Source organism: Burkholderia sp. MS389 (genome assembly GCF_016899425.1).
Taxonomy (GTDB): domain Bacteria; phylum Pseudomonadota; class Gammaproteobacteria; order Burkholderiales; family Burkholderiaceae; genus Burkholderia; species Burkholderia sola.
The window spans coordinates 416,142-442,801 of the sequence record NZ_CP045994.1; the positions used below are offsets into that span (position 1 = coordinate 416,142).

Below are 26,660 nucleotides of genomic sequence, written 5' to 3' on the forward strand. Positions count from 1 at the left end.
CGGCGCAGCGGGCGCCGCTTCTTTTTGCACCAAATCGATACGCCCCTAATAAAAAGGCACCACATCAAAGCACTCATTTAATTGGGGTTCGATCAAGCGGTTTTTGTTGCTATTCCCTTGATTCGTCGCGTATATTCCGAATTCCGGTGGCCCGGGCGAAGCCTGCCCAACCACCGTCGGCCGCGCCGTCTCCCGCCGGGAGCGGGATCGATGGCAACAAGAAAACGGTTCAACGGCCTCCAGGCCCCCTTTACGACGGTGTCCCCATGAACGACCACCAGCAGCCGCTCGCCGCGGTGCCCGCCGCACAAGGTCTGTACGACCCGCAAAACGAACACGACGCCTGCGGCGTCGGCTTCGTCGCTCACATCAAGGGCAAGAAGAGTCACGAGATCATTCAGCAGGGTCTGAAGATCCTCGAGAACCTCGATCACCGCGGCGCGGTCGGCGCCGATCCGCTGATGGGCGACGGCGCGGGCATCCTGATCCAGATTCCGGACGCGTTCTATCGCGAGGAAATGGCGAAGCAGGGCGTGGACCTGCCGCCGGCCGGCGAATACGGGGTGGGGATGATCTTCCTGCCGAAGGAAAACGCATCGCGTCTCGCGTGCGAGCAGGAGCTCGAGCGTACGGTGAAGGCCGAAGGCCAGGTCGTGCTCGGCTGGCGCGACGTGCCGGTCGACCATGCGATGCCGATCTCGCCGACGGTGAAGGCGAGCGAGCCGCTGATCCGCCAGATCTTCATCGGCCGCGGCAAGGACATCATGGTGACGGACGCGCTCGAGCGGAAGCTGTACGTGATCCGCAAGACGGCGAGCCACCGCATCCAGGCGCTGAAGCTCAAGCACGGCAAGGAATACTTCGTGCCGTCGATGTCGGCGCGCACGGTCGTCTACAAGGGGCTGCTGCTGGCCGGCCAGGTCGGCGTGTACTACCGCGACCTGCAGGACCCGCGCGTCGTGTCGGCGCTCGCGCTCGTGCACCAGCGCTTCTCGACCAACACGTTCCCGGCGTGGGAGCTGGCTCACCCGTACCGGATGATCGCGCACAACGGCGAGATCAACACCGTGAAGGGCAACGTGAACTGGCTGAACGCGCGTACCGGCGCGATCGCGTCGCACGTGCTCGCCGACGATCTGCCGAAGCTGTGGCCGCTGATCTACCCGGGCCAGTCGGATACCGCATCGTTCGACAACTGTCTCGAACTGCTGGTGATGGCCGGCTACCCGCTCGTGCACGCGGTGATGATGATGATCCCGGAAGCGTGGGAACAGCACACGCTGATGGACGAGAACCGCCGCGCGTTCTACGAATACCACGCCGCGATGATGGAGCCGTGGGACGGCCCGGCCGCGATCGCGTTCACCGACGGCCGCCAGATCGGCGCGACGCTCGATCGTAACGGCCTGCGCCCGGCGCGCTACATCGTGACCGACGACGACCTCGTCATCATGGCGTCGGAGGCCGGCACGCTGCCGATCCCCGAATCGAAGATCGTCAAGAAGTGGCGCCTGCAGCCGGGCAAGATGTTCCTGATCGACATGGAACACGGCCGCATCATCGACGACAAGGAATTGAAGGACAACCTCGCGAACGCGAAGCCGTACAAGAGCTGGATCGACGCGGTGCGCATCAAGCTCGACGAGATCGAGCCGAAGGCCGAGGAAGTCGCGGCCGGCCGCACGCAGGGCGCCGCGCTGCTCGACCGCCAGCAGGCGTTCGGCTATACGCAGGAAGACCTGAAGTTCCTGATGGCGCCGATGGCGCAGCAGGGCGAGGAAGCCGTCGGTTCGATGGGCAACGACTCGCCGCTCGCGGTGATGTCGAACAAGAACAAGACGCTCTATCACTACTTCAAGCAGCTGTTCGCGCAGGTCACGAACCCGCCGATCGACCCGATCCGCGAGAACATGGTGATGTCGCTCGTGTCGTTCATCGGCCCGAAGCCGAACCTGCTCGACACGAACAACATCAACCCGCCGATGCGTCTCGAAGTGTCGCAGCCGGTGCTCGACTTCAAGGACATCGCGAAGATCCGCGCGATCGACCAGTACACGGGCGGCAAGTTCAGCGCGTACGAGCTCAACATCTGCTATCCGGTCGCCTGGGGCAAGGAAGGCATCGAGGCGCGCCTCGCGTCGCTGTGCGCGGAAGCCGTCGACGCGGTGAAGTCGGGCTACAACATGCTGATCGTGTCGGACCGCAAGACGGACGCCGAGCACGTCGCGATTCCCGCGCTGCTCGCCACGTCGGCGATCCACACGCACCTCGTCCAGCAAGGGCTGCGCACGAGCACGGGCCTCGTCGTCGAGACGGGCTCCGCGCGTGAAACGCACCACTTCGCGCTGCTCGCGGGCTACGGCGCGGAAGCCGTGCACCCGTACCTCGCGATGGAAACGCTCGCGAAGATGGCCGAAGGCCTGCCGGGCGACCTGTCGCCGGAGAAGGCCGTCTACAACTTCACGAAGGCGGTCGGCAAGGGCCTGCAGAAGGTGATGTCGAAGATGGGCATCTCGACGTACATGTCGTACACGGGCGCGCAGATCTTCGAAGCGCTCGGCCTGTCGAGCGACCTCGTCGAGAAGTACTTCAAGGGCACGGCGTCGAAGGTCGGCGGCATCGGCCTGTTCGAAGTCGCGGAAGAGGCGATCCGCCTGCACCGCGATGCGTTCGGCGACAGCCCGGTCCTGCGCGACATGCTCGACGCGGGCGGCGAGTACGCGTACCGCGTGCGCGGCGAAGACCACATGTGGACGCCGGATTCGATCGCGAAGCTGCAGCACGCGACGCGCAGCAACTCGTACCAGACTTACAAGGAATACGCGCACCTGATCAACGACCAGACCAAGCGTCACATGACGTTCCGCGGCCTGTTCGAATTCAAGGTCGAGCCGACCAGGGCGATCCCGATCGACGACGTCGAGCCGGCGAAGGAGATCGTCAAGCGCTTCGCGACCGGCGCGATGTCGCTCGGCTCGATCAGCACCGAAGCGCACGCGACGCTCGCGGTCGCGATGAACCGGATCGGCGGCAAGTCGAACACCGGCGAAGGCGGCGAGGACCAGAAGCGCTATCGCAACGAACTGCGCGGCATTCCGATCAAGTCGGGCGAGACGATGAAGTCGGTGATCGGCGACGAGATCGTCAGCGACATTCCGCTGAAGGACGGCGATTCGCTGCGCTCGAAGATCAAGCAGGTCGCGTCGGGCCGTTTCGGCGTCACCGCCGAGTACCTCGCATCGGCCGACCAGATCCAGATCAAGATGGCGCAGGGCGCGAAGCCGGGCGAAGGCGGCCAGCTGCCGGGCCACAAGGTGTCGGAATACATCGGCAAGCTGCGTTACTCGGTGCCGGGCGTCGGCCTGATCTCGCCGCCGCCGCACCACGACATCTACTCGATCGAGGATCTGGCGCAGCTGATCCACGACCTGAAGAACGTGAACCCGAGCGCGAGCATCTCCGTGAAGCTCGTGTCGGAAGTGGGTGTGGGCACGGTCGCGGCCGGTGTCGCGAAGGCGAAGGCCGACCACGTCGTGATCGCCGGCCATGACGGCGGCACGGGCGCGTCGCCGCTGTCGTCGGTCAAGCATGCGGGCACGCCGTGGGAGCTCGGCCTCGCCGAAACGCAGCAGACGCTGGTGCTGAACCGCCTGCGCGGCCGCATCCGCGTGCAGGCCGACGGCCAGATGAAGACCGGCCGCGACGTCGTGATCGGCGCGCTGCTCGGCGCGGACGAATTCGGCTTCGCGACGGCGCCGCTCGTCGTCGAAGGCTGCATCATGATGCGCAAGTGCCACCTGAACACATGCCCGGTCGGCGTCGCGACGCAGGATCCGGTGCTGCGCGCGAAGTTCAAGGGCCAGCCCGAGCACGTCGTGAACTACTTCTTCTTCGTCGCCGAGGAAGTGCGCGAGATCATGGCGCAGCTCGGCATCGCGAAGTTCGACGACCTGATCGGCCGCGCCGACCTGCTCGACACCCGCAAGGGCATCGAGCACTGGAAGGCGAAGGGCCTTGACTTCTCGCGCGTGTTCTACCAGCCGGAAGAATGCGAGGACGTCGCGCCGCGTCACGTCGACGTGCAGGATCACGGCCTCGAGCGCGCGCTTGACCACGTGCTGATCGAGAAGGCGAAGGCCGCGATCGAGAACGGCGAGCACGTGTCGTTCATCCAGCCGGTGCGCAACGTGAACCGGACGGTCGGCGCGATGCTGTCGGGCGTGATTGCGAAGAAGCACGGCCACGACGGCCTGGCCGACGACGCGGTGCACATCCAGCTGAAGGGCACGGCCGGCCAGAGCTTCGGCGCGTTCCTCGCGAAGGGCGTGACGCTCGACCTCGTCGGCGACGGCAACGACTACGTCGGCAAGGGCCTGTCGGGCGGCCGGATCATCATCCGCCCGACCAATGACTTCCGCGGCAAGTCCGAGGAAAACATCATCTGCGGCAACACGGTGATGTACGGCGCGATCGAAGGCGAAGCCTTCTTCCGCGGCGTGGCCGGCGAGCGCTTCTGCGTGCGCAACTCGGGCGCGACGGCGGTCGTCGAAGGCACGGGCGACCACGGCTGCGAATACATGACGGGCGGCACGGTCGTCGTGCTTGGCGAGACCGGGCGCAACTTCGCGGCCGGCATGTCGGGCGGTCTCGCGTACATCTACGATCCGGAAGGCACGTTCGCGGCCAAGTGCAACAAGTCGATGGTCGCGCTCGAGCCGGTGCTGCAGCAGGCCGAACAGGAGCGCACGGTCGACCGCGCGCTCTGGCACGAAGGCACGACGGACGAAGCGCTGCTCAAGGGGCTCGTCGAGCGTCATTTCCAGTTCACGGGTTCGCCGCGCGCGAAGTCGCTGCTGGAAAACTGGGACGCGGCGCGCCGCCAGTTCGTGAAGGTGTTCCCGCACGAATACAAGCGCGCGCTGGGCGAGATCGGTGCGAAGAAGGCGGCGAAGGAAGTGCTGGCCGCCTGAGCGACGAACGACATAGCGAATGCCGCGCGCGCCTGACGGCCGCGCGCGGCTCCCCCACCCGATACATCGAACAGAAGAGCACCTTATGGGCAAGGCAACCGGTTTTCTGGAGTTCGAACGCCGCCACGAGGCGTACGAAGCACCGCTCACGCGCGTGAAGCACTACAAGGAATTCGTCGCGGCGCTGACTGACGCGGACGCGAAGGTCCAGGGCGCGCGCTGCATGGATTGCGGCATCCCGTTCTGCAACAACGGCTGCCCGGTCAACAACATCATCCCGGACTTCAACGATCTCGTTTACCGCCAGGACTGGCAGCAGGCGATCGAAGTCCTGCACTCGACCAACAACTTCCCCGAGTTCACGGGCCGCATCTGCCCGGCGCCGTGCGAGGCGGCGTGCACGCTTGGGATCAACGACGACCCGGTCGGCATCAAGTCGATCGAGCACGCGATCATCGACAAGGCTTGGGGCGAAGGCTGGGTGAAGCCGCTGCCGGCCGAGCACAAGACCGGCAAGAAGGTCGCGGTCGTCGGTTCGGGCCCCGCGGGCCTCGCCGCCGCGCAGCAGCTCGCGCGCGCGGGCCACGACGTGACGGTGTTCGAGAAGAACGACCGTATCGGCGGCCTGCTGCGTTACGGGATTCCCGATTTCAAGCTCGAGAAGTGGCTGATCGATCGCCGCATGCGCCAGATGGAAGCGGAAGGCGTGACGTTCCGCACCAGCGTGTTCATCGGCAAGGAGCCGCTGCCCGAGTCGATCGGCAGCCTCGCGAAGGAAACCATCTCGCCGGACACGCTGAAGGAAGAGTTCGACGCGGTCGTGATCGCCGGCGGTTCGGAAACGCCGCGTGACCTGCCGGTGCCGGGCCGCGAGCTCGCGGGCGTTCATTTCGCGATGGACTTCCTGCCGCAGCAGAACCGCGTGAACGCGGGCGACAAGCTCGTCGACCAGCTGCTCGCGAAGGGCAAGCACGTGATCGTGATCGGTGGCGGCGATACGGGTTCGGACTGCGTCGGCACGTCGAATCGCCACGGCGCGAAGCAGGTCACGCAGTTCGAGCTGCTGCCGCAGCCGCCGGAAGAGGAAAACAAGCCGCTCGTGTGGCCATACTGGCCGATCAAGCTGCGCACGTCGTCGTCGCATGAGGAAGGCTGCGAGCGTGACTGGGCGGTCGCGACGAAGCGTCTCGAAGGCAAGAACGGCAAGGTCGAGAAGCTGATCGCGGTGCGCGTCGAGTGGAAGGACGGCAAGATGCAGGAAGTGCCGGGTTCCGAGTTCGAGATGAAGGCCGATCTCGTGCTGCTCGCGATGGGCTTCACGCAACCGGCCGCGCCGGTGCTCGACGCGTTCGGCGTCGCGAAGGACGCGCGCGGCAATGCGCGCGCGGCGACCGAAGGCGATCGTTCGTACTACACGTCGGTCGACAAGGTGTTCGCGGCAGGCGACATGCGTCGCGGCCAGTCGCTCGTGGTGTGGGCGATCCGCGAAGGCCGCCAGTGCGCGCGCTCGGTCGATGCATACCTGATGGGGCATTCGGAACTGCCGCGCTGAGCTGAATCGCGCGAGCGGGTTTCGATGAACGCCGGGCGTCCGAGAGGACGCCCGGTTTTTTTATGCCCGGCGCGGCTGCATGCTGGCGCAGCCCCGTCATTTCCGTCGAGTGTCGCCTAATGTCGCCTAATCTGATCACATCGGGGATTTCATTTACGGGGGGCTCTGGATGGAAACATTCGCGCATCGGCTGATCGACGCCGTCAACGGCGTGTTGTGGAGCAACGCGCCGATCGCGCTGCCGCAGCGTCCGGCGTCGGCCGACGCGGTGGCCGAAGTGCGCGCGACGGTGCGCGAGTCATGAACGGCGACCGGCTCCGTGCGTTCGTCGCGCTGATGCCCGATGCGGCATCGCGCGACGCGCTGCACGCGTTGCCGGTCACCCGTGGCGCGCGGCGCACACTGCCCGCGCAACTGCACATGACGCTCGCGTTCATCGGCGCAATCGAGCGGGAGCGGTGCGACGCGCTGGCCGCGTACCTGCCCGCGCTCGCCGCCGCGCATGCGCTGCCGTCGTTGCCGGTCGAGCGGATCGCGTGGTGGCCGAGCCTGCCGCGCGCGCGGCTGATCGTTGCGGAGCTCGCTTCCGATGCCGCTTGCGTCGCGCTGAATGCGGGGCTGGCGGCGCTGATGCAGGAACTCGGCGTGCCGGCCGATCGGCGGCCGTTCCGGCCGCACGTGACGCTCGCGCGCCTGCCGCACGATGCGGTCGGCCAGCCCGCGCACGGCGGCGCGCCGGGGCGGCCTGTCGAGGTGCGCGTCGAAGCGCTGACGTTGTTCGAAAGCCGGCTGTCGCAGGAGGGCGTGTCGCATCGGCCGATCGTGTCGGCGCCGATCGCCCCGGCCGAATGCCGGACGCCGCCGCGGTAGCGACACGCGCTGACGACCGCGCGCCATGCCGCCGGTCGCGACCGCGCATCGCTTCGACGGCATGACCCGCTGGCTGCACTACCGGTCGTAACGCGCGAGCGTCAGCCCGGCCAGATCGATCTCCGGTACGCGCCCGGTGACGAGATCCGCGACCACCTTTCCCGACCCCATCGACATTGCCCAGCCTGTCGAGCCGTGGCCGACGTTGAGCCAGAGACCCTCGATCCCGCTCGCGCCGAGCAGCGGCGGCCCGTCGGGCGTCATCGGCCGGCGGCCGACCCAGAAGCGCGCCGACGCGCGGTCGGCCGCATGCGGGAACCAGTCGTCGAGCACCTTCATCAGCGTGTCGAGCGCCTGCTGCCGCAGCGCCGCGCGGCGGTTGCCGAGCTCCGCGGTGCCCGCGACGCGCAGCGTCGGGCCGAAGCGCGTGATCGCGGTCTTCAGCGATTCGTCCATCAGCGCGGCGCTTGGCGCCTTTTCGTCGTCGACGACCGCGAGCGTGGCCGAGTAGCCCTTCACCGGATACAGCGGCACGTCGATGCCGTGCGGTCGCAGCAGGCCAGCGCTGTCGACGCCGAGCGCGACGACGATCGCGTCCGCAGCGAGCAGCGCATCGCGCTGACCGGCCGCGCCTGCTTCGAGCGAGTCGACCCGCACGCCGCGCACCTTGCCGCCCGCGACATCAAGCGCTCGAATGCCGGTGCGGAACCGGAACGTCACGCCGTTCGCCTCGCACAGCGTCCGCAGTTCGCGGGTGAAGCGCGCGCAGTCGCCGGCTTCGTCGTCGGGCAGGTAAATGCCGCCGACGGGGGCCTGCCTGGCCCAGCGCAGGCCCGGCTCGATCGCGGTGCAGCCGGCCGCGTCCAGTTCGCGAAACGCGATGCCGGCATCGCGCAGCACCTTCAGCGCGGGCTGCGCCATCTGGACGTCGAACGCGCCGCGCAGCAGTTGCAGGTAACCGCGGCTCGCGCCGTAGTCGAATGGATAGCGCTCGCGAAACGCATGCAGGCACGCGCGGCTGTAATACGCGATGCGCTGCATCCGCTGCTTGTTCACGCGGAACCGCTCGAACTCGCATTCGCGCAGCCAGCGCGCGATCCAGCGCCACTGGGCGGCATCGAGCGTCGGCCGGAAGATCAGCGGCGACGCGGGCTTGAACAGGTACTTGAGGATCTTGCCGGGCATCCCGGGCGCGGCCCACGGCGTCACGTAGCCGGGTGCGATCACGCCCGCGTTGCCGAGGCTGGTCGCTTGCGCGACGTCGGCCTCGCGTTCGATCACGGTGACGTCGCAGCCTGCTTCGCGCAGGTGCCAGGCGGTGGTGACGCCGATCACGCCGGCGCCGAGAACGATCACGTGCATGCGGTGTCCGGGATGAAACGGTGGCTCACGACGCGACGGCCGGATCGTCGGCGAGCGACTTGCCGCGCGTTTCCGGCAGCACGAGCGCCGCGACGATCACGAGCAGGTAGCCGCCGCCCGCGACGAGGCCGATCGCCTTCACGAGCGACATCGATTGCGACAGCGCGCCGACGAGGATCGGGAAGAACGAGCCGAGCCCGCGGCCGAGGTTGTAGCAGAAGCCCTGGCCCGAGCCGCGGATCGCGCCCGGATACAGCTCCGACAGATACGCGCCGACGCCCGCGAAGATGCCTTGCACGACGATGCCGAGCGGAAAGCCGAGCAGCAGCATCGCGGTATCGGTGATCGGCAGCATCGTGTACGCCATGCCGAGCGAGAAAGACCCGATCGCGAACAGGATGAACGACGCGCGGCGGCCGAGCCGGTCGGACAGGATCGCGCCGACCACGTAGCCGACGAACGAGCCGACGATCAGCACGACCAGATAGCCGCTCGTGTTGAACACCGACAGGTGACGCACGGTTTTGAGATAGGTGGGCAGCCACGTCGTGATCGCGTAGTAGCCGCCGAGCATGCCGGTGCACAGCGCGCTGCCGAACAGCGTCGCGCGCAGGTGCGGCGGCGAGAAGATTTCGAGGAAGTGGCCCGACACACGGCCTTCGTCGCGCGCGCGGCGCGTGGCCGTGTAGATGTCGGGATCGCTGACGTTGCGGCGGATGTACAGGATCCACAGCGCGGGCACGATGCCGATCCAGAAGCACGCGCGCCACGCGACCTGCTCGGGCAGCAGTGCGAAGAACGCCCAGTAAAGGATCGCGGCCGCGCCCCAGCCGAACGACCAGCTGCTCTGCACGGTGCCGACGGCCTTCGCGCGATGCTCGGGCGAGCGGATCGTCTCGGCCATCATGATCGTCACGACCGACCATTCGCCGCCGAAGCCGAAACCCTGCAGCGTGCGCGTGGCGAGGAGCTGCCAGAACGAATGCGTGAAGCCGGACAGGCACGTGAACAGCGCGAACGTCGCGATCGTCCACTGCAGCACGCGCACGCGGCCGTAGCGGTCGGCGAGGATGCCGGCGACCCAGCCGCCGATCGCCGACGAGATCAGCGAACTGGTCGCGATCATCCCGGCCTCGCTCTTCGTCATGCCCCAGCTGGCGATCAGCGTCGGAATCAGGAACGAATAGATCATGAAGTCGAACGCATCGACCGCATAGCCGCCGAATCCGGCGTACAGCGTCCGGCGCTCGCGCGTCGACAATGCGTTGAACCACTGGAATGCCTGCATGCTTGCCGCCCTCTCTCTTGTCTCGTCCCGCGTTGCCGCGTCGCGTCGCGGTTATTTTACGGGCGCGTTCCGGCGCGCCAAAAAGGCGGATGCAGGGTCGTGCGGGAAAGCGGGGAGGAGGAAAGACGCGTCAGAGCGTCAGGCCGCCGTCGACGTGGATGACCTGGCCGGTGATCTGCCGCGCCGCATCCGACAGCAGGAACGCGATCAGCGCGGCGACGTCGTCGGGTTCGGCGATGCGGCCGAGCGGCGTCGCCTGTTCGGCCTGCGCCCACGCGGCGGCGTTGCCGGCGCTCGGCCCGTGGTCCTTGCGCGTGAAGCCCGGTGCGACCGCGTTGACGGTGATGCCGGGCGCGGCGAATTCGGCGGCTGCGCTACGCACCAGCGATTCCAGCGCGGCCTTCGCGGCGGCGGTCGCCGCGAACGGCGCATCGGCGCGGTAGCGGTGTGCGACGAACGAACTGACCGCGACGATCCGCGGGGCGGCCGACGCTTCGAGCAGCGGCCGCGCGCGGCCCGCGAGCGCGGAGAACGCACCAGGCATCACCGCGAACGCGGACGCGAGCGCATCCGCGGACAGATCGGAAAAGGATTGCCGCGCGGCGAAGCCGGCGTTTGCGACGAGCTGGTCGAGCCGGCCGAAGCGGGTGGCGACGGCATCGACGAGCGTCGCGGCAATACCCGGCTCGCCGAGATCGCCGGTCAGCGTCAGGCATTCCGCGCCGGCCGCCGTGCACGCTTGTGCGACGTCGGCGAGCCGTGCGCGTGCCGCATCGTCCGCGCCGCGCGCATGCAGCGCCAGCGCGACGCCGGGTGCCGCGAGCCGCCGCGCGAGCGCCGCGCCGATCCCCGCACCTGCGCCGGTGATCAGCGCAATCCGCACGAGGTGCGCGGCGCGTGGGCTCACGCAGCGACCTTGTCGTCGTCGTTCACGCGCTCGACGTTGATCGTGCCGATATGGAACGCGGCCAGCGATTCGCGGTGCGCGATGCTGACGATCGCGGCCTTCGGCAGCCGTTCGGCGAACAGGTGATAGAGGCGCGCTTCGTTGTCGGCATCGAGCGCGCTGGTCGCTTCGTCGAGGAACAGGAAGTCGGGCTTGTGCAGCAGCACGCGCGCGCCGGCCAGGCGCTGCTGTTCGCCCGGCGACAGCACGCGGGTCCAGTGCGCGGTTTCGTCGAGGCGCTCGACGTAATCCCCGAGGCGGCACGCGCGCAGCGCATCGCGGCACGCTTCGTCGCTGAACGCGTCGGGCGTCGCCGGATAGGTGAGCGCGGCCTTCAGCGTGCCGATCGGCAAGTAGCTGGTTTGCGGCACGAACATCATCCGCGCGCCGACCGGCGCGTCGATCGCGCCGTCGCCGAACGGCCACAGGCCCGCGAGCGCGCGCATGAACGTGCTCTTGCCGGAACCCGACTTGCCGATCACGAGCCAGCGCGAACCGGGCTCGATCGTGACGTCGCCGATGTTCGCCAGCGCGTTGCCGTTCGGCAGCGCGAGCTTCAGCGACGACGTGGACAGTTTCGCTGCGTCGACGTAATGCAGGTTGATGCCGCCGTGCTCGGTCGCGGGCGACAGACTTTCCTTCAGGTGCGACGTGCCCATCACGCGCTTGAATTCGCGCAGACGGTTGACGGTGGCGCGCCATTCGACGAGGGTCGAGTAGCTGTTGATGAACCACGAGAACGAATCGCTGACGGTGCCGAACGCGGACGAGATCTGCATCAGCACGCCGAACGAGAACGCACCGGCAAAGTAGCGCGGCGCGGCCACGACGAGCGGGAAGATGATCGCGATCTGTCCGTAGAAGCTCAGCACGAACGTGAGCCGCTTCGTGTACTTCATCACGCGCCACCAGTTGTCGCGGATGCGCATGAAGAGGGTCTGCGCGTTGCCGGTCTCGGTCTTCTCGCCGTCGTAGAACGCGATCTGCTCGGCGTTCTCGCGCACGCGGATCAGCCCGAAGCGGAAATCGGCCTCGACGCGCTGCTGCTGGTAGTTGATCGACACGAGCGGATGGCCGACCTTCTGGATGATCAGCGAGCCGACCACCGCGTACAGCGCGGCCGCCCACACCATGTAGCCGGGAATCGCGATCGGCGTCGCGCCGAGCGTGAACGTCAGCGCGCCGGCGAGCGACCACAGGATCGTGATGAACGACACGAGCGTGACGACCGTCGACAGCAGGTCGAGCGACAGCGCGAGCGTCGTGGTCGCGAACGACTGGAGGTCGTCGGTGATCCGCTGGTCGGGGTTGTCCGCGAGGCGGTCACGCTCGATCCGGTAGAACGCGCGGTCGCCGAGCCACTGGCCGAGGAAGCGGTCGGTGAGCCACTGGCGCCAGCGGAAGCCGAGCATCTGCCGCAGGTAGCGGCCGTACACGGCGAGGATGATGAATGCGAACGCGAGCGCGGAGAACTGCATCAGCAGGTTCGGGAAGTCGTGGACGTCCTTCGACTGCAGCGCGTTGTAGAACTGCGCGTTCCATTTGTTCAGCCGGACGTTGATCCAGACCACGCAGAGGTTGATCGCGATGATCGTGACCAGCAGGCCCCACGCGATTTTCCATTCGGACGATACCCAGTAGGGCTTGATGAGGCTCCATGCGGATACCGGGCGCTCGTCCTGCGGCGCGTCGGAGGCGGAGCGGACGGGATCGATCGATTGGGTCATGTGCTTCCTGATGATGAGCCGGCGCGCGGGCCGGGCGAAACCGGGCGCGCGCCGCGATACGGCATGCCGGGGCGCGGCGCCGACTGACGGCGGGCGTCCGGATGGTCGCCCGTGCGTCTTAAACGGCACTTAAAAACCGGCGGTGACGCGGCAACCGGCCGCTCGCGCGGCCGGCCTGCGGGCATTGTGCCAGAGCGGCGCGACACGCCGGCGAAATTGCCGCAAGGGGGACAGTTTGCGGCGCTTTCCGCTTTTATGGTCTAATGGCCGACGACGAAACAGGGGTGCTTCGTGGCGCGGCCGGCGGATGTTCCGGGCAGCGCGGCGAGGCTGAGAAAGACCCTTCGCACCCGATCCGGGTAATACCGGCGAGGGAAGTTTCTGATCCCGCCGGGCCGCGCTGGCCGCCATCCCACATGATCAGCGCCCGAGTCCCGCCCGGCCGGCCTTTGCTGCCGGTTTCGTCCTTTTGGGTACGCGCATTGCGCGTTACGGAAGGAATGATGGCCGCACAATCTTCAGTCTTTTGCAGGGTCCCCGGCCCGATATCGCATGCGTTCGCATGCAACGGCGCGCGCGCGTCGGCGTTCGTCGCGCGTGACCGCGCGGAGGGCGCGCGATGAACGTCCGCGATGCACGGCCCGATTTCGCGGTGCTCGGCGGTGGTCTCGTCGGCCGCCTGATCGCGTGGCGCCTCGCCGGCGACGGGCACCGCGTCGCGCTTTACGAGCGCGGCGGCCCCGACGGCGAGCAGTCGGCCGCGTGGATCGCGGCCGCGATGCTCGCGCCGCTCGCGGAAGCCGCCAGCGCGGAGCTGCTGATCACCGAGCTCGGCGCCGCGTCGCTCGCGCGCTGGCCGCAGTGGCTCGCGGAACTGCCCGAACCCGTCTTCTTCCAGCAGCACGGCACGCTCGTCGTCTGGCATCACGCGGACCGCGCGGAGGCGCCGTTGTTCGAGCGGCGCGTGCGCGCGAATGCGCCGGCCGACTTGTTCGACGGCGGCTTCGTGACGCTGGCCGGTGCGCAGGTCGACGCGGCCGAACCCGCGCTCGCGGGCCGCTTCGCGCGCGGGCTGCTGCTGCCGCGCGAAGGCCAGCTCGACAATCGCCAGGCGCTGCGCGCGCTCGCGGCGGGCCTCGCCGAACGCGGCGTCGCGCTGCACTGGCACACGCCGGTCGACGACGCGAACCTGCCCGCCGCGCATTTCACGATCGATTGCCGCGGGCTCGGCGCGAAACCCGCGCTGCCTGCGCTGCGCGGCATCCGCGGCGAAGTCGCGCGCGTGCACGCGCCCGGCATCGGGCTCACCCGGCCCGTGCGGCTGCTGCATCCGCGCTACCCGCTGTACGTCGCGCCGAAGCAGGACGATCTCTATGTGATCGGCGCGACCGAGGTGGAGGGCGAGGACATGTCGCCCGTCAGCGTGCGCTCCGCGCTCGAACTGCTGAGCGCGGCGTTTTCCGTGCATCCGGCGTTCGGCGAGGCGCGCATCCTCGAACTCAACGCGCAGTGCCGGCCGACGCTGCCCGATCATCGCCCGGCGGTGATCTGGGACGGCGCGTCGACGCTCGCCGTCAACGGCCTGTACCGGCACGGCTTCATGATCGCGCCGGAAGTCGCGCACGCGGCCGTCGCGTTCGCGCAGGCCGCGCTCGGCGGCGCGCTCGGCAATCCCGACGCGTTCGCCGCGTGGCGCGACGCCGCGCGCTGGCCGACGCTGCTTCATCACCGCAACGACGCGCGCCAGCCGGCCTGACGCGCGCCGCCGACCGAATCCGACCGAGCCTCATGGATATCCAGATCAATCAACAGACCCTGACGTTGCCCGACGGCGCGACCGTGGCCGACGCGCTGGCCGCGTACGGCGCGCGTCCGCCGTACGCGGTGGCGTTGAACGGCAACTTCGTCGCGCGCACGCAGCATGCGGCGCGCGCGCTCGCGGCGGGCGACAAGCTCGACGTCGTGCACCCCGTTGCGGGCGGCTGAGCGCCGCCGGTCCGTCCCCGCTCTTCCAGGAAAACGACATGACGTCCCACCCCTCCGCCGATGCGCTGACGCTGTACGGCGAAACTTTCGCAAGCCGCGTGCTGCTCGGCACGTCGCGCTATCCGTCGCTGCAGTCGCTGTCCGATTCGATCGCCGCGTCGCGTCCCGGGATGGTGACGGTCGCGCTGCGCCGCCAGATGACGGGCGGCACCGCCGAAGCCGGCTTCTTCGACCTGCTCAAGCGCCACGCGGTGCCGCTGCTGCCGAATACGGCCGGCTGTCAGACCGTCGCCGAAGCGGTGACGACCGCGCACATGGCGCGCGAGGTATTCGATACCGACTGGATCAAGCTCGAACTGATCGGCGACGACTACACGCTGCAGCCCGACCCGGTCGGGTTGATCGAGGCCGCCGCGCAACTGGTCAAGGACGGCTTCAAGGTGCTGCCGTACTGCACCGAGGATCTCGTGATCGGCCGGCGCCTGCTCGACGTCGGCTGCGAGGCGCTGATGCCGTGGGGCGCGCCGATCGGCACCGGCAAGGGCGTCGTGAATCCGTACGGGCTGCGCGTGCTGCGCGAACGGCTGCCGGACGTGCCGCTGATCGTCGACGCCGGGCTCGGCGTGCCGTCGCACGCGTGCCAGGTGATGGAATGGGGCTTCGACGGCGTGCTGCTGAACACGGCCGTGTCGCAGGCCACGCATCCGGAGATCATGGCGCGCGCGTTCGCGCAGGGCGTCGAGGCCGGCCGCGCCGCGTATCTCGCCGGCCCGATGGATGCGCGCGACACCGCGCACGCGAGCACGCCGGTCGTCGGGATGCCGTTCTGGCACCAGGATGGGGGCGGCGCATGAGCGCGCGTTTCGCCGATGCGTTCTGGCCGCCGGCCGACGAGCTGGCCGAAGCGGCCGAGCGGATTCGCGCGCGGCTCGGCGACTGGCCGGACGGCGCGGCGCCGTGGCGGCTCTGCGTGGCGGCGCCTGACGTGCCCGCCGACGGCGACGTGCTGATCGTGTCGGCCGGCGATCGTGCCGCGCAGGCGCGCGCGTCGGCCGTGTCGCGGCCTGCGTCGCCGGACGCGGTGGCGATCGAATTCGACGAGCAGGGCGCCGTGCTGCATGCGGCCGGCGTGCGCTACGCGCTCGACGCCGCGCATCCGCTCGCGGACGACTGGATCGCGGCGCTCGCCGCTTTCCTCGATTGCGGCTTCGCGCCGGTCGACGCGCTGGTGCTCGCGCTGGCGTGGCGCGACGGCGACGAGACGGGCGCCGCCGATGCATGGCCGGTCGATGCCGCGCAATTCCCGCGCGTCGCCGGGCTGCCGCCTGCGCCGGAACCGGCATTTGCGCCGTGTCCCGCGCGGCTCGGCCTCTATCCGGTCGTGCCGAGCGCCGAATGGGTCGAGCGCGTGCTCGACGGCGGCGCGCGAACCGTGCAACTGCGCGTGAAGGACGCGACGCCGGACGCGCTACGCCGGGAAATCGCGCGCGCGGTCGCGGCCGGGCGCCGCTATCCCGATGCGCGCGTGTTCATCAACGATCACTGGCAAATCGCTGCAGAAGAAGGCGCATACGGCGTGCATCTCGGCCAGGAGGACCTCGAAACGGCCGATCTGGCAGCGATCGCGCGCGCGGGCCTGCGGCTCGGACTGTCGAGCCACGGTTATTACGAGGTGTTGCGGGCGCTGCACGAGCGGCCGAGCTATCTCGCGCTCGGCCCCGTGTACGCGACCGCCACCAAGGCCGTCGCCGCGCCGCCGCAGGGCCTCGCCCGGATTGCCCGCTACGCGCGCTTCGCCGGCGCGAGCGCGCCGCTCGTTGCGATCGGCGGGGTCGGGCTCGACACGCTGCCGGCCGTGCTGGCGACGGGCGTCGGCAGCGTCGCGGTGGTCAGCGCGGTCACGGGCGCGGACGACTATCGGACGGCGCTTGTTGCGCTGCAGCAGTGCTTTGCCCGACAATTTGACAATCATTGACCGCAGGGCCCGGAACGGCGTCACGACATCATTCCAATGCAGGCCCTATAATTCGGCGTTCTGCGTAAAAGGACTGTCAGCTCCGTGAGCCCCACTCCTACCGAGACCCTGCTGGAACTTCGCGACGTCGACTTCGGCTACGGCGACCGCCTCGTCCTGTCCAACCTGAACCTGCGCTTCGGGCGCGGGCAGGTCGTCGCGGTCATGGGCGGCTCGGGTTGCGGCAAGACCACCGTGCTGCGCCTGATCGGCGGCCTCGTGCGCGCGAACCGCGGCCAGGTGCTGTTCGACGGCGCCGACGTCGGCGCGCAAACGCGCGACGGCCTGTATGCGCTGCGCCGCAAGATGGGCATGCTGTTCCAGTTCGGCGCGTTGTTCACCGACATGTCGGTGTTCGAGAACGTCGCGTTCGCGCTGCGCGAGCATACCGACCTGCCCGAAGACCTGATCCGCGATCTGGTGCTGATGAAGCTGAACGCGGTCGGGCTGCGTGGTGCGCGCGACCTGATGCCGTCCGAGGTGTCGGGCGGGATGGCGCGCCGCATCGCGCTGGCGCGCGCGATCGCGCTCGATCCGCAGCTCATCATGTACGACGAGCCGTTCGCGGGCCTCGATCCGATTTCGCTCGGCATCACCGCGAACCTGATCCGCACGCTGAACGAGGCGCTCGGCGCGACGTCGATCCTCGTCACGCACGACGTGCCGGAATCGTTCGCGATCGCCGACTACGTGTATTTTCTGGCCAACGGCGGCGTGCTTGCGCAGGGCACGCCAGACGAGCTGCGCGCGTCGACCGATCCGAGCGTGCGGCAATTCATCGACGGCGCGCCGGACGGCCCGTTCAAATTTCATTACACGAGCCCGCCGCTAGCAGCGGATTTCGGCCTCGGCGGAGGGCGCGCATGATCAGCGCGATCGGACGTTACGTCATCGGCGGCCTCGAGCGGGCGGGCTACGGCACGCGCCTGTTCGTGCGCCTCGTGCTGGAATTCTTCCCGCTGCTGCGCCGGCCGCGGCTGGTCACGAAGCAGATCCATTTCCTCGGCAACTATTCGTTCGTGATCATTGCCGTGTCGGGGCTGTTCGTCGGCTTCGTGCTCGGCCTGCAGGGGTATTACACGCTGAACCGCTATGGTTCCGAGCAGGCGCTCGGCCTGCTGGTCGCGCTGTCGCTCGTGCGCGAGCTCGGCCCCGTCGTCACCGCGCTGTTGTTCGCGGGCCGCGCGGGCACGTCGCTGACGGCCGAGATCGGCCTGATGAAGGCCGGCGAGCAACTCACCGCGCTCGAGATGATGGCGGTCGACCCGATCAAGAACGTGATTGCGCCGCGCATGTGGGCGGGCATCATCGCGATGCCGCTGCTGGCCGCGATCTTCAACGCGGTCGGCGTGCTCGGCGGTTACTTCGTCGGCGTCGTGCTGATCGGCGTCGATCCGGGCGCGTTCTGGTCGCAGATGCAGGGCGGGGTCCAGGTCTGGGCCGACGTCGGCAACGGCGTGATCAAGAGCATCGTGTTCGGGTTCGCCGTGACCTTCATTGCACTGTTTCAAGGGTATGAAGCGAAGCCCACGCCCGAAGGCGTGTCGCGCGCGACCACCAAGACGGTCGTGTTCGCGTCGCTCGCCGTACTCGGCCTCGATTTCCTGCTGACCGCGCTGATGTTCAGCTAAGCCTCAGCCAAGCCAAATTTTGGGATGACGATGAAAAAGACTGCTCTCGACTTCTGGGTCGGCCTGTTCGTGGTGGTGGGCTTCCTTGCGGTGCTGTTCCTGGCGCTGAAGGTCGGCAACATGAGCTCGCTGTCGTTTCAGCCGACCTACTCGGTGAGGATGAAATTCGACAACATCGGCGGGCTGAAGCCGCGCGCGGCCGTGAAGAGCGCGGGCGTCGTGGTCGGCCGCGTGAAGTCGATCGGCTTCGACACGAACACGTACCAGGCGCTCGTCACGATCGACGTCGACGGCCAGTACCCGTTCCCGAAGGATTCGTCGGCGAAGATCCTGACGTCGGGCCTGCTCGGCGAGCAATATATCGGCCTCGAGCCGGGCGGCGACACCGAAATGCTGAAGGCGGGCGATACGATCACGATGACGCAATCGGCGATCGTGCTCGAGAACCTGATCGGCCAGTTCCTGTACAGCAAGGCCGCCGATGCGGGCGGTGCGAAGCCGGCATCGGGCGCGCCCGCCGCACCCGCCGCGCCCGCACCAGTGGCGGTGCCGGCATCGGCGGTGTCCGGTTCGGCCGGCCAATAACCACACGAGAGAAAACAAGAGGGAATGACCATGCACACGATCCGCATCAGGCACGCCGCGCTGGCGATGGCGGCAGTCGCCGCGTTGAGCGGCTGCGCGACCGTGCAGACGCCGACCAAGGGCGATCCGCTCGAAGGCTTCAACCGGACGATGTACAAGTTCAACGACACCGTCGATACGTACGCGCTGAAGCCGGTCGCGAAGGGCTATCAGTACGTGGTGCCGCAGCCGGTGCGCGACAGCGTGACGAACTTCTTCTCGAACATCGGCGACGTCTACATCGCGGCGAACAACATCGTGCAGTTGCGGATCGCGGACGGCGTCGGCGACATCATGCGCGTCGTGATCAACACGGTGTTCGGCGTCGGCGGCCTGTTCGACGTCGCGACGATCGCGAAGCTGCCGAAGCACACGGCCGACTTCGGGATCACGATGGGCCGCTACGGGATGCCGTCGGGCCCGTATCTCGTCCTGCCGCTGCTTGGGCCGAGCACGCTGCGCGACACGGCTGGCCTCGGCGTCGACTACGTCGGCAACCCGCTCACCTACGTGAAGCCGGACGGCCTGAGCTGGGGCCTGTTCGGCGTGAACCTGGTCAACACGCGCTCGAACCTGCTCGGCGCGGGCGACGTGCTGGATGCCGCGGCGCTCGACAAGTATTCGTTCGTGCGCAACGCGTACCTGCAGCGTCGCCAGATGCTGATCAGCAACGCGCGCGGCGAGGCCGCCGCGACGTCGAGCAACGACGCGCTGCCGAAGTACGACCTGCCGGAAGACGGCGCGGCACCGGCGGCAGCCGGCGCGGCCGGTACGGCGGGCGCGGCAGCGGTGGGCGGCGCGGCGCCGGCGCCCGCGTCGGGCGCGGCGGTTGCTGCGCCGGCCTCGGGCACGGCCGAATCGCCGAACCCGGCCAGCGAGACGAACGTGCCGGCGATGCAGGTGGCGCCTCCGTCGCCGGGCGGGTTCCGGTTCCCGAGCATCCGGCTGCACTGACGGATTTACATTCGTTACAGCCGGAAACGATTCAGTCGGTAGCGTATGCGAACTTGCGCGTAAGCTACCTGCTCCAACCTTCGCATCGACTCATTCATGCAGGCCACTATGATGAAAAAACTGTTCCTGATCCCCGTTTTCGCGGCGCTGTTCTCGTTCGGCAGCGCGGCTCACGCGCAAGTCGACCAGTCGAACCCGCAGGCGCTGATCAAGACGGCGACGCAGCAGGTGCTCGACGAAGTCAAGCAGCAGACGATCAAGCAGGGCGACACCAATCGCATCATCACGATCGTCAACAAGGACATCCTGCCGTACACCGATTTCCGCCGCACCACGCAGCTCGCGATGGGCCGCAACTGGCGCACCGCGACGGCCGAGCAGCAACAGCAGGTTCAGGAGCAGTTCAAGCTGCTGCTGATCCGCACGTATTCGGGTGCGCTCGCGCAGCTGAAGCCGGACCAGCAGATCCAGTACCCGCCGTTCCGCGCCGATCCGGCCGACACCGACGTCGTCGTGAAGACGGTCGCGATGAACAACGGCCAGCCGGTCCAGATCGACTACCGCCTGTACAAGACGGCGAACGGCTGGAAGGTGTATGACCTGAACGTACTCGGCGCGTGGCTGATCCAGACGTACCAGCAGCAGTTCAACGAGAAGATCCAGCAAAGCGGCGTCGAAGGGCTGATCCAGTTCCTGACGCAGCGCAACCAGCAACTTGCCGCCGGCAAGCAAGCGTCGTGAGCGGCTTCGAAGCCGGCTCCTCGCTGACCGTCGCGAGCGCGAAGTCCGCGCTCGCGGACGGTCTTGCGCGCATCGGCGCGGGCGCGACCGCCGTCGATTGCGCGGCGCTCACGCAGTTCGATTCGTCCGCGCTCGCCGTGCTGCTCGCATGGCAACGTGCCGCCAAAACGCGCGGCGCAGCTCTCGACATCCTCAATCTCCCTCCGAAGCTCGCCAGCCTCGCGCGCGCGTACGGCGTCGACGCGCTCATCGAAGGCACCGGCCGACATTGACGCTGTCCGATCGACGCCTGCCGCGCCAGCCGGCGCGCGCACGCTTCAGGCCGCGCGTCGCCGGCGCCGGCTCCCCCAGCCGGTTTGCCCTATAATCAAGCGTTTTGCGGGGCAGCCAATCGGCGTCCGGCCCCCATTTTCTTTCGCAGCAAGCACAAAATAGGCGTCGCGGCCCTGGCGTCGCGCACAGTCATGTCAGCCATAGAAATCCGTCACGTCAAGAAGCGCTACAAGTCGCTTCAGGCGCTCAAGGGCGTCAGCCTGTCGGTCGAGGAAGGCGAGTTTTTCGGTCTGCTCGGCCCCAACGGCGCAGGTAAGACCACGCTCATCAGTATCCTCGCCGGACTCGCCCGGGCCGACGAAGGCAGTATCTCGGTGCGCGGTCACGACGTCGTCCAGGATTTCCGCAACGCGCGCCGCTCGCTCGGCGTCGTGCCGCAGGAACTCGTTTTCGACCCGTTCTTCACCGTCCGCGAGACGCTGCGGATCCAGTCCGGCTATTTCGGGCTGCGCCGCAACGACGACTGGATCGACGAAGTGATGGCCAATCTCGATCTCACCGAGAAAGCCGACGCGAACATGCGCGCGCTGTCGGGCGGGATGAAGCGCCGCGTGCTCGTCGCGCAGGCGCTCGTGCACCGGCCGCCGGTGATCGTGCTCGACGAGCCGACCGCCGGCGTCGACGTCGAATTGCGCCAGACGCTGTGGAAATTCATCTCGCGCCTGAACCGCGAGGGCCACACGATCGTGCTGACCACCCATTACCTCGAGGAAGCCGAGTCGCTGTGCGACCGCATCGCGATGCTGCGCCGCGGCGAAGTCGTCGCGCTCGATCGCACCGACGCGCTGCTGCGCCGCTTCGCGGGCCTGCAACTGTACCTGCGGTTCGCGACCGGCGCGCTGCCGGCCGAGCTGCGCGGGCTGGAAACCGACCCGGCCGCGCGCGCGCCGGGCGAGCACCTGCTGCGCCTCGCGAGCTACGACGAGGTCGAACGCATCCTCGCGCAATGCCGTGCGGCCGGCTGCACGTTCGACGAGATCGAGGTCCGCAAGGCCGACCTCGAGGATGTGTTCGTCCAGGTGATGAACGGGGCCGAGGTCATCGAGGGACTGGCATGAATCAACACTCCCCACGCGAACTGCGTTCGCTGCCGCTCGAAGGGGCGGCCCGGCGCGTGCCGGGAAACGGGTTTCGAACGCTGTTCTACAAGGAACTGCTGCGTTTCTGGAAGGTGTCGTTCCAGACGGTGTGCGCGCCGATCGTCACGGCGTTGCTGTACCTGACGATCTTCGGCCATGCGCTGTCGGGCCGCGTCGAGGTGTATCCGGGCGTCGAGTACGTGAGCTTTCTCGTGCCGGGCCTCGTGATGATGAGCGTGCTGCAGAACGCGTTCGCGAACAGCTCGTCGTCGCTGATCCAGTCGAAGATCACCGGCAACCTGGTGTTCATGCTGCTGCCGCCGCTGTCGTATCGCGACATCTTCGGCGCGTACGTGCTCGCGTCCGTCGTGCGCGGGCTCGCGGTCGGCGCCGGCGTGTTCGTCGTGACGATCTGGTTTATCCCGATGCACTTCGCGGCGCCGCTGTTCATCATGGCGTTCGCGCTGCTCGGTTCGGCGATCCTCGGCACGCTCGGCCTGATCGCCGGGATCTGGGCCGAGAAATTCGACCAGCTCGCCGCGTTCCAGAACTTCCTGATCATGCCGCTGACGTTCCTGTCCGGCGTGTTCTATTCGACGCACTCGCTGCCGCCCGTGTGGCGCGAAGTGTCGCGTCTCAACCCGTTTTTCTACATGATCGACGGCTTCCGTTTCGGGTTCTTCGGCGCGTCCGACATCAACCCGTTCGCGAGCCTCGCGATCGTCACCGGTTTCTTCGTGCTGCTCGCGCTGATCGCGATGCGGCTGCTCGCGACCGGCTACAAACTGCGTCATTGATATCGACAGGCCGCGGCCGCCCCGGGGCGGCGTGCGCCGACAGGAGCCTTACACCATGTTGCCGACTCCCGAACAGGTCAAGCAATACATCGCCGGCGGTCTCGCCTGCACGCATCTGGAAGTCGAAGGCGACGGCCAGCATTTCTTCGCGACGATCGTGTCGGCGGCCTTCGAAGGCAAGCGGCCGATCCAGCGGCACCAGCTCGTCTATGCGGCGCTCGGCGATCGCATGAAGCAGGAAATTCACGCGCTCAGCATGAAGACGCTGACGCCCGCCGAATGGCAGAACGCATAAACGGAAATCACTGAGTGCAAGTCACCGTCAACGAGCGCGACGCCGTCCAGAGCGTCGCCACGGCACACCCGGCCGCCAACGGGGAATCGCAGGGACAGGGGATGGACAAGCTCGTGATCGAAGGCGGTCGCCGCCTGGCCGGCGAGATCGTCGTGTCGGGCGCGAAGAACGCCGCGCTGCCGATCCTGTGCGCGGGGCTGCTCAGCGCAGAGCCGGTCGAACTCGACAACGTGCCGAACCTGAAGGACGTGCGCACCACGCTGAAGGTGCTGAACCAGATGGGCGTGAAGAGCGAGACCGACGGCGCCCGCGTGCAGCTCGACGCGTCGCGCGTCGACAACCTCGTCGCGCCGTACGAGCTCGTGAAGACGATGCGCGCGTCGATCCTCGTGCTCGGCCCGCTGCTCGCGCGCTTCGGCGAGGCGAAGGTGTCGCTGCCGGGCGGCTGCGCGATCGGCGCGCGGCCGGTCGACCAGCACATCAAGGGCCTGCAGGCGATGGGCGCCGAGATCAGCATCGAGCACGGCTTCATCGAAGCGCGCGCGAAGCGCCTGAAGGGCGCGCGCATCGTGACCGACATGATCACGGTGACGGGGACGGAAAACCTGCTGATGGCCGCGACGCTCGCCGACGGCGAGACGGTGATCGAAAACGCCGCGCGCGAGCCGGAAGTGAGCGATCTCGCACACTTGCTGGTCGCGATGGGCGCGAAAATCGACGGCATCGGCACCGATCGCCTCGTGATCCAGGGCGTCGAGCGGCTGCACGGCGCGCGCCATTCGGTGATCCCCGACCGTATCGAGGCCGGCACGTTCCTGTGCGCGGTCGCGGCGGCCGGCGGCGACGTGATGCTGACGGGCGTGCGCCCGCACATCCTCGACGCGGTGATCGACAAGCTGCGCGAAGCCGGCGTGTCGATCGAGGAAGGCGACAGCTGGCTGCGCGTGAAGATGGACCGCCGCCCGTCGGCGGTGACGATCCGCACGTCGGAATACCCGGCGTTTCCGACCGACATGCAGGCGCAGTTCATGGCCCTCAATACGGTCGCGACGGGCACCGCGCAGGTCGTCGAAACCATTTTCGAGAACCGCTTCATGCATGTGCAGGAGCTGAACCGGCTCGGCGCGAACATCACGATCGACGGCAACACGGCGCTCGTGACCGGCGTCGACAAGCTGTCCGGCGCGAACGTGATGGCGACCGACCTGCGTGCGTCGGCGAGCCTCGTGATCGCCGGGCTGCGTGCGGACGGCGAAACGCTCGTCGACCGCATCTATCACCTGGACCGCGGTTACGACCGCATGGAAACCAAACTGACCGCCGTTGGCGCGAACGTGCGCCGCCTCTCCGGGAGCCAAGCATGACCGCGCCGCTGACCCTCGCCCTGTCGAAGGGCCGGATTTTCGAGGAAACCCTGCCGCTGCTGGCGGCGGCCGGCGTGCAGGTGGCCGAGGATCCGGAAACGTCGCGCAAGCTGATCCTGCCGACGACCGACCCGAACCTGCGCGTGATCATCGTGCGCGCGAGCGACGTGCCGACCTACGTCGAATACGGCGCGGCCGATTTCGGCGTGGCCGGCAAGGACGTGCTGGTCGAGCACGGCGGCTCCGGCCTGTACCAGCCGATCGATCTGAACATTGCGCGCTGCCGGATGTCGGTGGCCGTGTCCGCCGGTTTCGACTACGCGAACGCGGTGCGCCAGGGCGCGCGCCTGCGGGTCGCGACGAAATACGTCGAAACGGCGCGCGAACATTTTGCCGCGAAGGGCGTGCACGTCGACCTGATCAAGCTGTACGGGTCGATGGAGCTGGCGCCGCTGGTCGGGCTGGCCGACGCGATCGTCGACCTCGTCAGCTCGGGCGGCACGCTGAAGGCGAACAATCTGGTCGAGGTCGAGGAGATCATGGCGATCTCGTCGCGCCTCGTCGTGAACCAGGCCGCGCTCAAGCTGAAGCGCGCGGCGCTCAAGCCGATCCTCGACGCGTTCGAACGCGCGTCGCAGAATGGCGGTTGAGCGCATCACCGTAACGGAACTCCCATGTCCATCACCATCCGCAAGCTCGATTCGACGAACGAAGGCTTCGGCGCCGCGCTGCGCGCCGTGCTCGCGTTCGAGGCGAGCGAAGACGAAGCGATCGAGCAGTCGGTCGCGCAGATCCTCGCCGACGTGAAGTCGCGCGGCGACGCCGCGGTGCTCGAGTACACGAACCGCTTCGACCGGCTGAGCGCGAACAGCGTCGCCGCGCTCGAACTGCCGCAGGACGCGCTGCAGACGGCGCTCGACGGCCTCGCGCCGAAGGCGCGCGCGGCGCTGGAAGCGGCGGCGGCGCGGGTGCGCGCGTACCACGAGAAGCAGAAGATCGAGTGCGGCACGCATAGCTGGCAGTACACGGAAAGCGACGGCACGGTGCTCGGCCAGAAGGTCACGCCGCTCGACCGCGTCGGCCTGTACGTGCCGGGTGGCAAGGCCGCGTATCCGTCGTCGGTGCTGATGAACGCGATTCCCGCGCGCGTCGCGGGGGTCGGCGAGATCGTGATGGTCGTGCCGACGCCGGACGGCGTGAAGAACGACCTCGTGCTTGCCGCGGCGCTGCTCGGCGGCGTCGATCGCGTGTTCACGATCGGCGGCGCGCAGGCGGTCGGCGCGCTCGCGTACGGCACGGCGACGGTGCCGGCCGTCGACAAGATCTGCGGCCCCGGCAACGCGTACGTTGCGTCGGCGAAGCGCCGCGTGTTCGGCACGGTCGGTATCGACATGATCGCCGGGCCGTCGGAAATCCTCGTGCTGTGCGACGGCACGACCGATCCGAACTGGGTCGCGATGGACCTGTTCTCGCAGGCCGAGCACGACGAACTCGCGCAGTCGATCCTGCTGTGCCCGGACGGTGCGTTCCTCGATCGCGTCGAGAAGGCGATCGACGAGCTGCTGCCGACGATGCCGCGCCAGGACGTGATCCGTGCGTCGCTCGAAGGCCGCGGCGCGCTGATCAAGGTGCGCGACATGGCCGAGGCGTGCCGGATCGCGAACGACATCGCGCCGGAACATCTCGAAATTTCGGCGCTGGAGCCGCAGCAATGGGGCCAGCAGATCCGCCACGCGGGCGCGATCTTCCTCGGCCGCTACACGAGCGAGAGCCTCGGCGACTACTGCGCGGGCCCGAACCACGTGCTGCCGACGTCGCGCACCGCGCGCTTCTCGTCGCCGCTCGGCGTGTATGACTTCATCAAGCGCTCGAGCCTGATCGAGGTCAGCGCGGAAGGCGCGCAGACGCTCGGCGAGATCGCGTCCGAGCTCGCCTACGGCGAAGGGCTGCAGGCGCACGCAAGGAGCGCCGAGTTCCGGATGAAGGGCTGACCGCGCAGGGTGCGCGGGCCGGGCGGGCACCGAGGCGCCGGCGCCGGCCGCCCCGGATCGGGGCAGGGGACGAGCGCAGGGCGGCAGCCGCCGCCTTGCCGACCATTTGATGCCGGCGCGATGCACGCCGGCTTGA

General features: G+C 68.1%; 24 protein-coding genes and 1 riboswitch. Of the genes, 20 read left to right on the forward strand and 4 right to left on the reverse strand.

Translation table 11 applies throughout. The features are described 5' to 3' along the window. The first annotated feature begins 266 nt into the window (after nt 1-266). The 4 genes from GJG85_RS01950 to thpR all read left to right on the forward strand — a co-directional run bounded on the left by GJG85_RS01950 (nt 267) and on the right by thpR (nt 7,392). On the forward strand, nt 267-4,970 hold the full coding sequence (locus GJG85_RS01950; RefSeq protein WP_050013142.1) for a glutamate synthase-related protein: 4,704 nt from the start codon (nt 267-269) through the stop codon (nt 4,968-4,970). 85 nt (nt 4,971-5,055) lie between these two features. After that, complete coding sequence (locus GJG85_RS01955) at nt 5,056-6,522, forward strand: glutamate synthase subunit beta (RefSeq protein WP_050013141.1); 1,467 nt, start codon at nt 5,056-5,058, stop codon at nt 6,520-6,522. A gap of 169 nt (nt 6,523-6,691) precedes the next feature. Next, nucleotides 6,692-6,826, forward strand: coding sequence for a hypothetical protein (locus GJG85_RS35195; RefSeq protein ID WP_275564758.1), 135 nt, complete (start codon nt 6,692-6,694; stop codon nt 6,824-6,826). Next, on the forward strand, nt 6,823-7,392 hold the full coding sequence (gene thpR / locus GJG85_RS01960; RefSeq protein WP_089488081.1) for an RNA 2',3'-cyclic phosphodiesterase: 570 nt from the start codon (nt 6,823-6,825) through the stop codon (nt 7,390-7,392). The genes GJG85_RS35195 and thpR overlap by 4 nt, the downstream gene beginning before the upstream one ends. Nucleotides 7,393-7,470: 78 nt before the next feature. On the opposite strand, the gene GJG85_RS01965 is transcribed toward thpR, so the two are convergent. The 4 genes from GJG85_RS01965 to GJG85_RS01980 form a co-directional block, all read right to left on the reverse strand. Continuing rightward, complete coding sequence (locus GJG85_RS01965; protein WP_089488082.1) at nt 7,471-8,754, reverse strand: D-amino acid dehydrogenase; 1,284 nt, start codon at nt 8,752-8,754, stop codon at nt 7,471-7,473. A 25-nt stretch (nt 8,755-8,779) separates the two neighbouring features. Further along, nucleotides 8,780-10,042, reverse strand: coding sequence for an MFS transporter (locus GJG85_RS01970; RefSeq protein ID WP_089488083.1), 1,263 nt, complete (start codon nt 10,040-10,042; stop codon nt 8,780-8,782). A gap of 130 nt (nt 10,043-10,172) precedes the next feature. Further along, nucleotides 10,173-10,949 carry an SDR family oxidoreductase gene (locus GJG85_RS01975; protein ID WP_050013137.1) on the reverse strand — a complete coding sequence of 259 codons (777 nt, stop codon included), beginning with the start codon at nt 10,947-10,949 and terminating at the stop codon, nt 10,173-10,175. Continuing rightward, complete coding sequence (locus GJG85_RS01980) at nt 10,946-12,715, reverse strand: ABC transporter ATP-binding protein/permease (protein WP_050013136.1); 1,770 nt, start codon at nt 12,713-12,715, stop codon at nt 10,946-10,948. Before GJG85_RS01980 ends, GJG85_RS01975 begins: the two co-directional genes overlap by 4 nt. Before the next feature lie 270 nt (nt 12,716-12,985). Next, nucleotides 12,986-13,109: riboswitch (TPP riboswitch) on the forward strand. Between the two features lie 225 nt (nt 13,110-13,334). On the opposite strand from GJG85_RS01980, the gene GJG85_RS01985 reads away from it, so the two are divergent. From GJG85_RS01985 to hisD, 16 genes are all read left to right on the forward strand, one after another. Next, nucleotides 13,335-14,471, forward strand: coding sequence for an FAD-dependent oxidoreductase (locus tag GJG85_RS01985; protein ID WP_204383565.1), 1,137 nt, complete (start codon nt 13,335-13,337; stop codon nt 14,469-14,471). 32 nt (nt 14,472-14,503) lie between these two features. Next, a complete protein-coding gene (gene thiS / locus GJG85_RS01990; protein WP_027783340.1) occupies nt 14,504-14,701 on the forward strand; it encodes a sulfur carrier protein ThiS in 198 nt (65 codons plus the stop codon). 38 nt (nt 14,702-14,739) lie between these two features. After that, complete coding sequence (locus GJG85_RS01995) at nt 14,740-15,555, forward strand: thiazole synthase (RefSeq protein WP_011546614.1); 816 nt, start codon at nt 14,740-14,742, stop codon at nt 15,553-15,555. Continuing rightward, nucleotides 15,552-16,676: a thiamine phosphate synthase gene (thiE, locus tag GJG85_RS02000; protein ID WP_063772886.1), complete on the forward strand. Its 1,125-nt coding sequence runs from the start codon at nt 15,552-15,554 to the stop codon at nt 16,674-16,676. The genes GJG85_RS01995 and thiE overlap by 4 nt, the downstream gene beginning before the upstream one ends. Nucleotides 16,677-16,760: 84 nt before the next feature. Beyond that, nucleotides 16,761-17,582 carry an ABC transporter ATP-binding protein gene (locus GJG85_RS02005; protein ID WP_050013134.1) on the forward strand — a complete coding sequence of 274 codons (822 nt, stop codon included), beginning with the start codon at nt 16,761-16,763 and terminating at the stop codon, nt 17,580-17,582. Next, complete coding sequence (gene mlaE, locus GJG85_RS02010) at nt 17,579-18,346, forward strand: lipid asymmetry maintenance ABC transporter permease subunit MlaE (RefSeq protein ID WP_050013133.1); 768 nt, start codon at nt 17,579-17,581, stop codon at nt 18,344-18,346. Before GJG85_RS02005 ends, mlaE begins: the two co-directional genes overlap by 4 nt. 24 nt (nt 18,347-18,370) lie before the next feature. Beyond that, complete coding sequence (mlaD, locus tag GJG85_RS02015; protein WP_050013132.1) at nt 18,371-18,931, forward strand: outer membrane lipid asymmetry maintenance protein MlaD; 561 nt, start codon at nt 18,371-18,373, stop codon at nt 18,929-18,931. Between the two features lie 30 nt (nt 18,932-18,961). Beyond that, the gene (locus GJG85_RS02020; protein ID WP_050013178.1) at nt 18,962-19,924 is read left to right on the forward strand and encodes a VacJ family lipoprotein; all 963 of its coding nucleotides are present in this window, start codon (nt 18,962-18,964) and stop codon (nt 19,922-19,924) included. A gap of 111 nt (nt 19,925-20,035) precedes the next feature. Next, entirely contained in the window at nt 20,036-20,665 is a 630-nt protein-coding gene (locus tag GJG85_RS02025; protein WP_050013177.1) for an ABC transporter substrate-binding protein, read from the forward strand. Further along, a complete protein-coding gene (locus GJG85_RS02030) occupies nt 20,662-20,937 on the forward strand; it encodes an STAS domain-containing protein (RefSeq protein ID WP_050013131.1) in 276 nt (91 codons plus the stop codon). Before GJG85_RS02025 ends, GJG85_RS02030 begins: the two co-directional genes overlap by 4 nt. A 192-nt stretch (nt 20,938-21,129) precedes the next feature. Next, nucleotides 21,130-22,056 (forward strand): ABC transporter ATP-binding protein, encoded by a 927-nt coding sequence (locus tag GJG85_RS02035; protein ID WP_050013130.1) that lies wholly within the window; start codon nt 21,130-21,132, stop codon nt 22,054-22,056. Then, the gene (locus GJG85_RS02040; RefSeq protein WP_235356186.1) at nt 22,053-22,874 is read left to right on the forward strand and encodes an ABC transporter permease; all 822 of its coding nucleotides are present in this window, start codon (nt 22,053-22,055) and stop codon (nt 22,872-22,874) included. Before GJG85_RS02035 ends, GJG85_RS02040 begins: the two co-directional genes overlap by 4 nt. A gap of 55 nt (nt 22,875-22,929) precedes the next feature. Further along, nucleotides 22,930-23,169 carry a BolA family protein gene (locus tag GJG85_RS02045; protein WP_006477131.1) on the forward strand — a complete coding sequence of 80 codons (240 nt, stop codon included), beginning with the start codon at nt 22,930-22,932 and terminating at the stop codon, nt 23,167-23,169. Nucleotides 23,170-23,183: 14 nt separating this feature from the next. Continuing rightward, nucleotides 23,184-24,533, forward strand: a complete 1,350-nt coding sequence (gene murA, locus GJG85_RS02050) for a UDP-N-acetylglucosamine 1-carboxyvinyltransferase (protein ID WP_050013129.1) — start codon at nt 23,184-23,186, stop codon at nt 24,531-24,533. Beyond that, nucleotides 24,530-25,183: an ATP phosphoribosyltransferase gene (hisG, locus tag GJG85_RS02055; protein ID WP_050013128.1), complete on the forward strand. Its 654-nt coding sequence runs from the start codon at nt 24,530-24,532 to the stop codon at nt 25,181-25,183. The genes murA and hisG overlap by 4 nt, the downstream gene beginning before the upstream one ends. Nucleotides 25,184-25,207: 24 nt before the next feature. Continuing rightward, nucleotides 25,208-26,524, forward strand: a complete 1,317-nt coding sequence (hisD, locus tag GJG85_RS02060; protein ID WP_050013127.1) for a histidinol dehydrogenase — start codon at nt 25,208-25,210, stop codon at nt 26,522-26,524. Nucleotides 26,525-26,660 lie beyond the last annotated feature (136 nt).

What these genes read in the sequence shown, in the direction of transcription:
- GJG85_RS01950 (WP_050013142.1), top strand. Translation starts at nt 267, where the DNA reads ATGAACGACCACCAGCAGCCGCTCGCCGCGGTGCCCGCCGCACAAGGT.
- GJG85_RS01955 (WP_050013141.1), top strand. Translation starts at nt 5,056, where the DNA reads ATGGGCAAGGCAACCGGTTTTCTGGAGTTCGAACGCCGCCACGAGGCG.
- GJG85_RS35195 (WP_275564758.1), top strand. Translation starts at nt 6,692, where the DNA reads ATGGAAACATTCGCGCATCGGCTGATCGACGCCGTCAACGGCGTGTTG.
- thpR (WP_089488081.1), top strand. Translation starts at nt 6,823, where the DNA reads ATGAACGGCGACCGGCTCCGTGCGTTCGTCGCGCTGATGCCCGATGCG.
- GJG85_RS01965 (WP_089488082.1), bottom strand. Translation starts at nt 8,754, where the DNA reads ATGCACGTGATCGTTCTCGGCGCCGGCGTGATCGGCGTCACCACCGCC.
- GJG85_RS01970 (WP_089488083.1), bottom strand. Translation starts at nt 10,042, where the DNA reads ATGCAGGCATTCCAGTGGTTCAACGCATTGTCGACGCGCGAGCGCCGG.
- GJG85_RS01980 (WP_050013136.1), bottom strand. Translation starts at nt 12,715, where the DNA reads ATGACCCAATCGATCGATCCCGTCCGCTCCGCCTCCGACGCGCCGCAG.
- GJG85_RS01985 (WP_204383565.1), top strand. Translation starts at nt 13,335, where the DNA reads ATGAACGTCCGCGATGCACGGCCCGATTTCGCGGTGCTCGGCGGTGGT.
- thiS (WP_027783340.1), top strand. Translation starts at nt 14,504, where the DNA reads ATGGATATCCAGATCAATCAACAGACCCTGACGTTGCCCGACGGCGCG.
- GJG85_RS01995 (WP_011546614.1), top strand. Translation starts at nt 14,740, where the DNA reads ATGACGTCCCACCCCTCCGCCGATGCGCTGACGCTGTACGGCGAAACT.
- thiE (WP_063772886.1), top strand. Translation starts at nt 15,552, where the DNA reads ATGAGCGCGCGTTTCGCCGATGCGTTCTGGCCGCCGGCCGACGAGCTG.
- mlaE (WP_050013133.1), top strand. Translation starts at nt 17,579, where the DNA reads ATGATCAGCGCGATCGGACGTTACGTCATCGGCGGCCTCGAGCGGGCG.
- mlaD (WP_050013132.1), top strand. Translation starts at nt 18,371, where the DNA reads ATGACGATGAAAAAGACTGCTCTCGACTTCTGGGTCGGCCTGTTCGTG.
- GJG85_RS02020 (WP_050013178.1), top strand. Translation starts at nt 18,962, where the DNA reads ATGCACACGATCCGCATCAGGCACGCCGCGCTGGCGATGGCGGCAGTC.
- GJG85_RS02025 (WP_050013177.1), top strand. Translation starts at nt 20,036, where the DNA reads ATGAAAAAACTGTTCCTGATCCCCGTTTTCGCGGCGCTGTTCTCGTTC.
- GJG85_RS02035 (WP_050013130.1), top strand. Translation starts at nt 21,130, where the DNA reads ATGTCAGCCATAGAAATCCGTCACGTCAAGAAGCGCTACAAGTCGCTT.
- GJG85_RS02040 (WP_235356186.1), top strand. Translation starts at nt 22,053, where the DNA reads ATGAATCAACACTCCCCACGCGAACTGCGTTCGCTGCCGCTCGAAGGG.
- GJG85_RS02045 (WP_006477131.1), top strand. Translation starts at nt 22,930, where the DNA reads ATGTTGCCGACTCCCGAACAGGTCAAGCAATACATCGCCGGCGGTCTC.
- hisG (WP_050013128.1), top strand. Translation starts at nt 24,530, where the DNA reads ATGACCGCGCCGCTGACCCTCGCCCTGTCGAAGGGCCGGATTTTCGAG.
- hisD (WP_050013127.1), top strand. Translation starts at nt 25,208, where the DNA reads ATGTCCATCACCATCCGCAAGCTCGATTCGACGAACGAAGGCTTCGGC.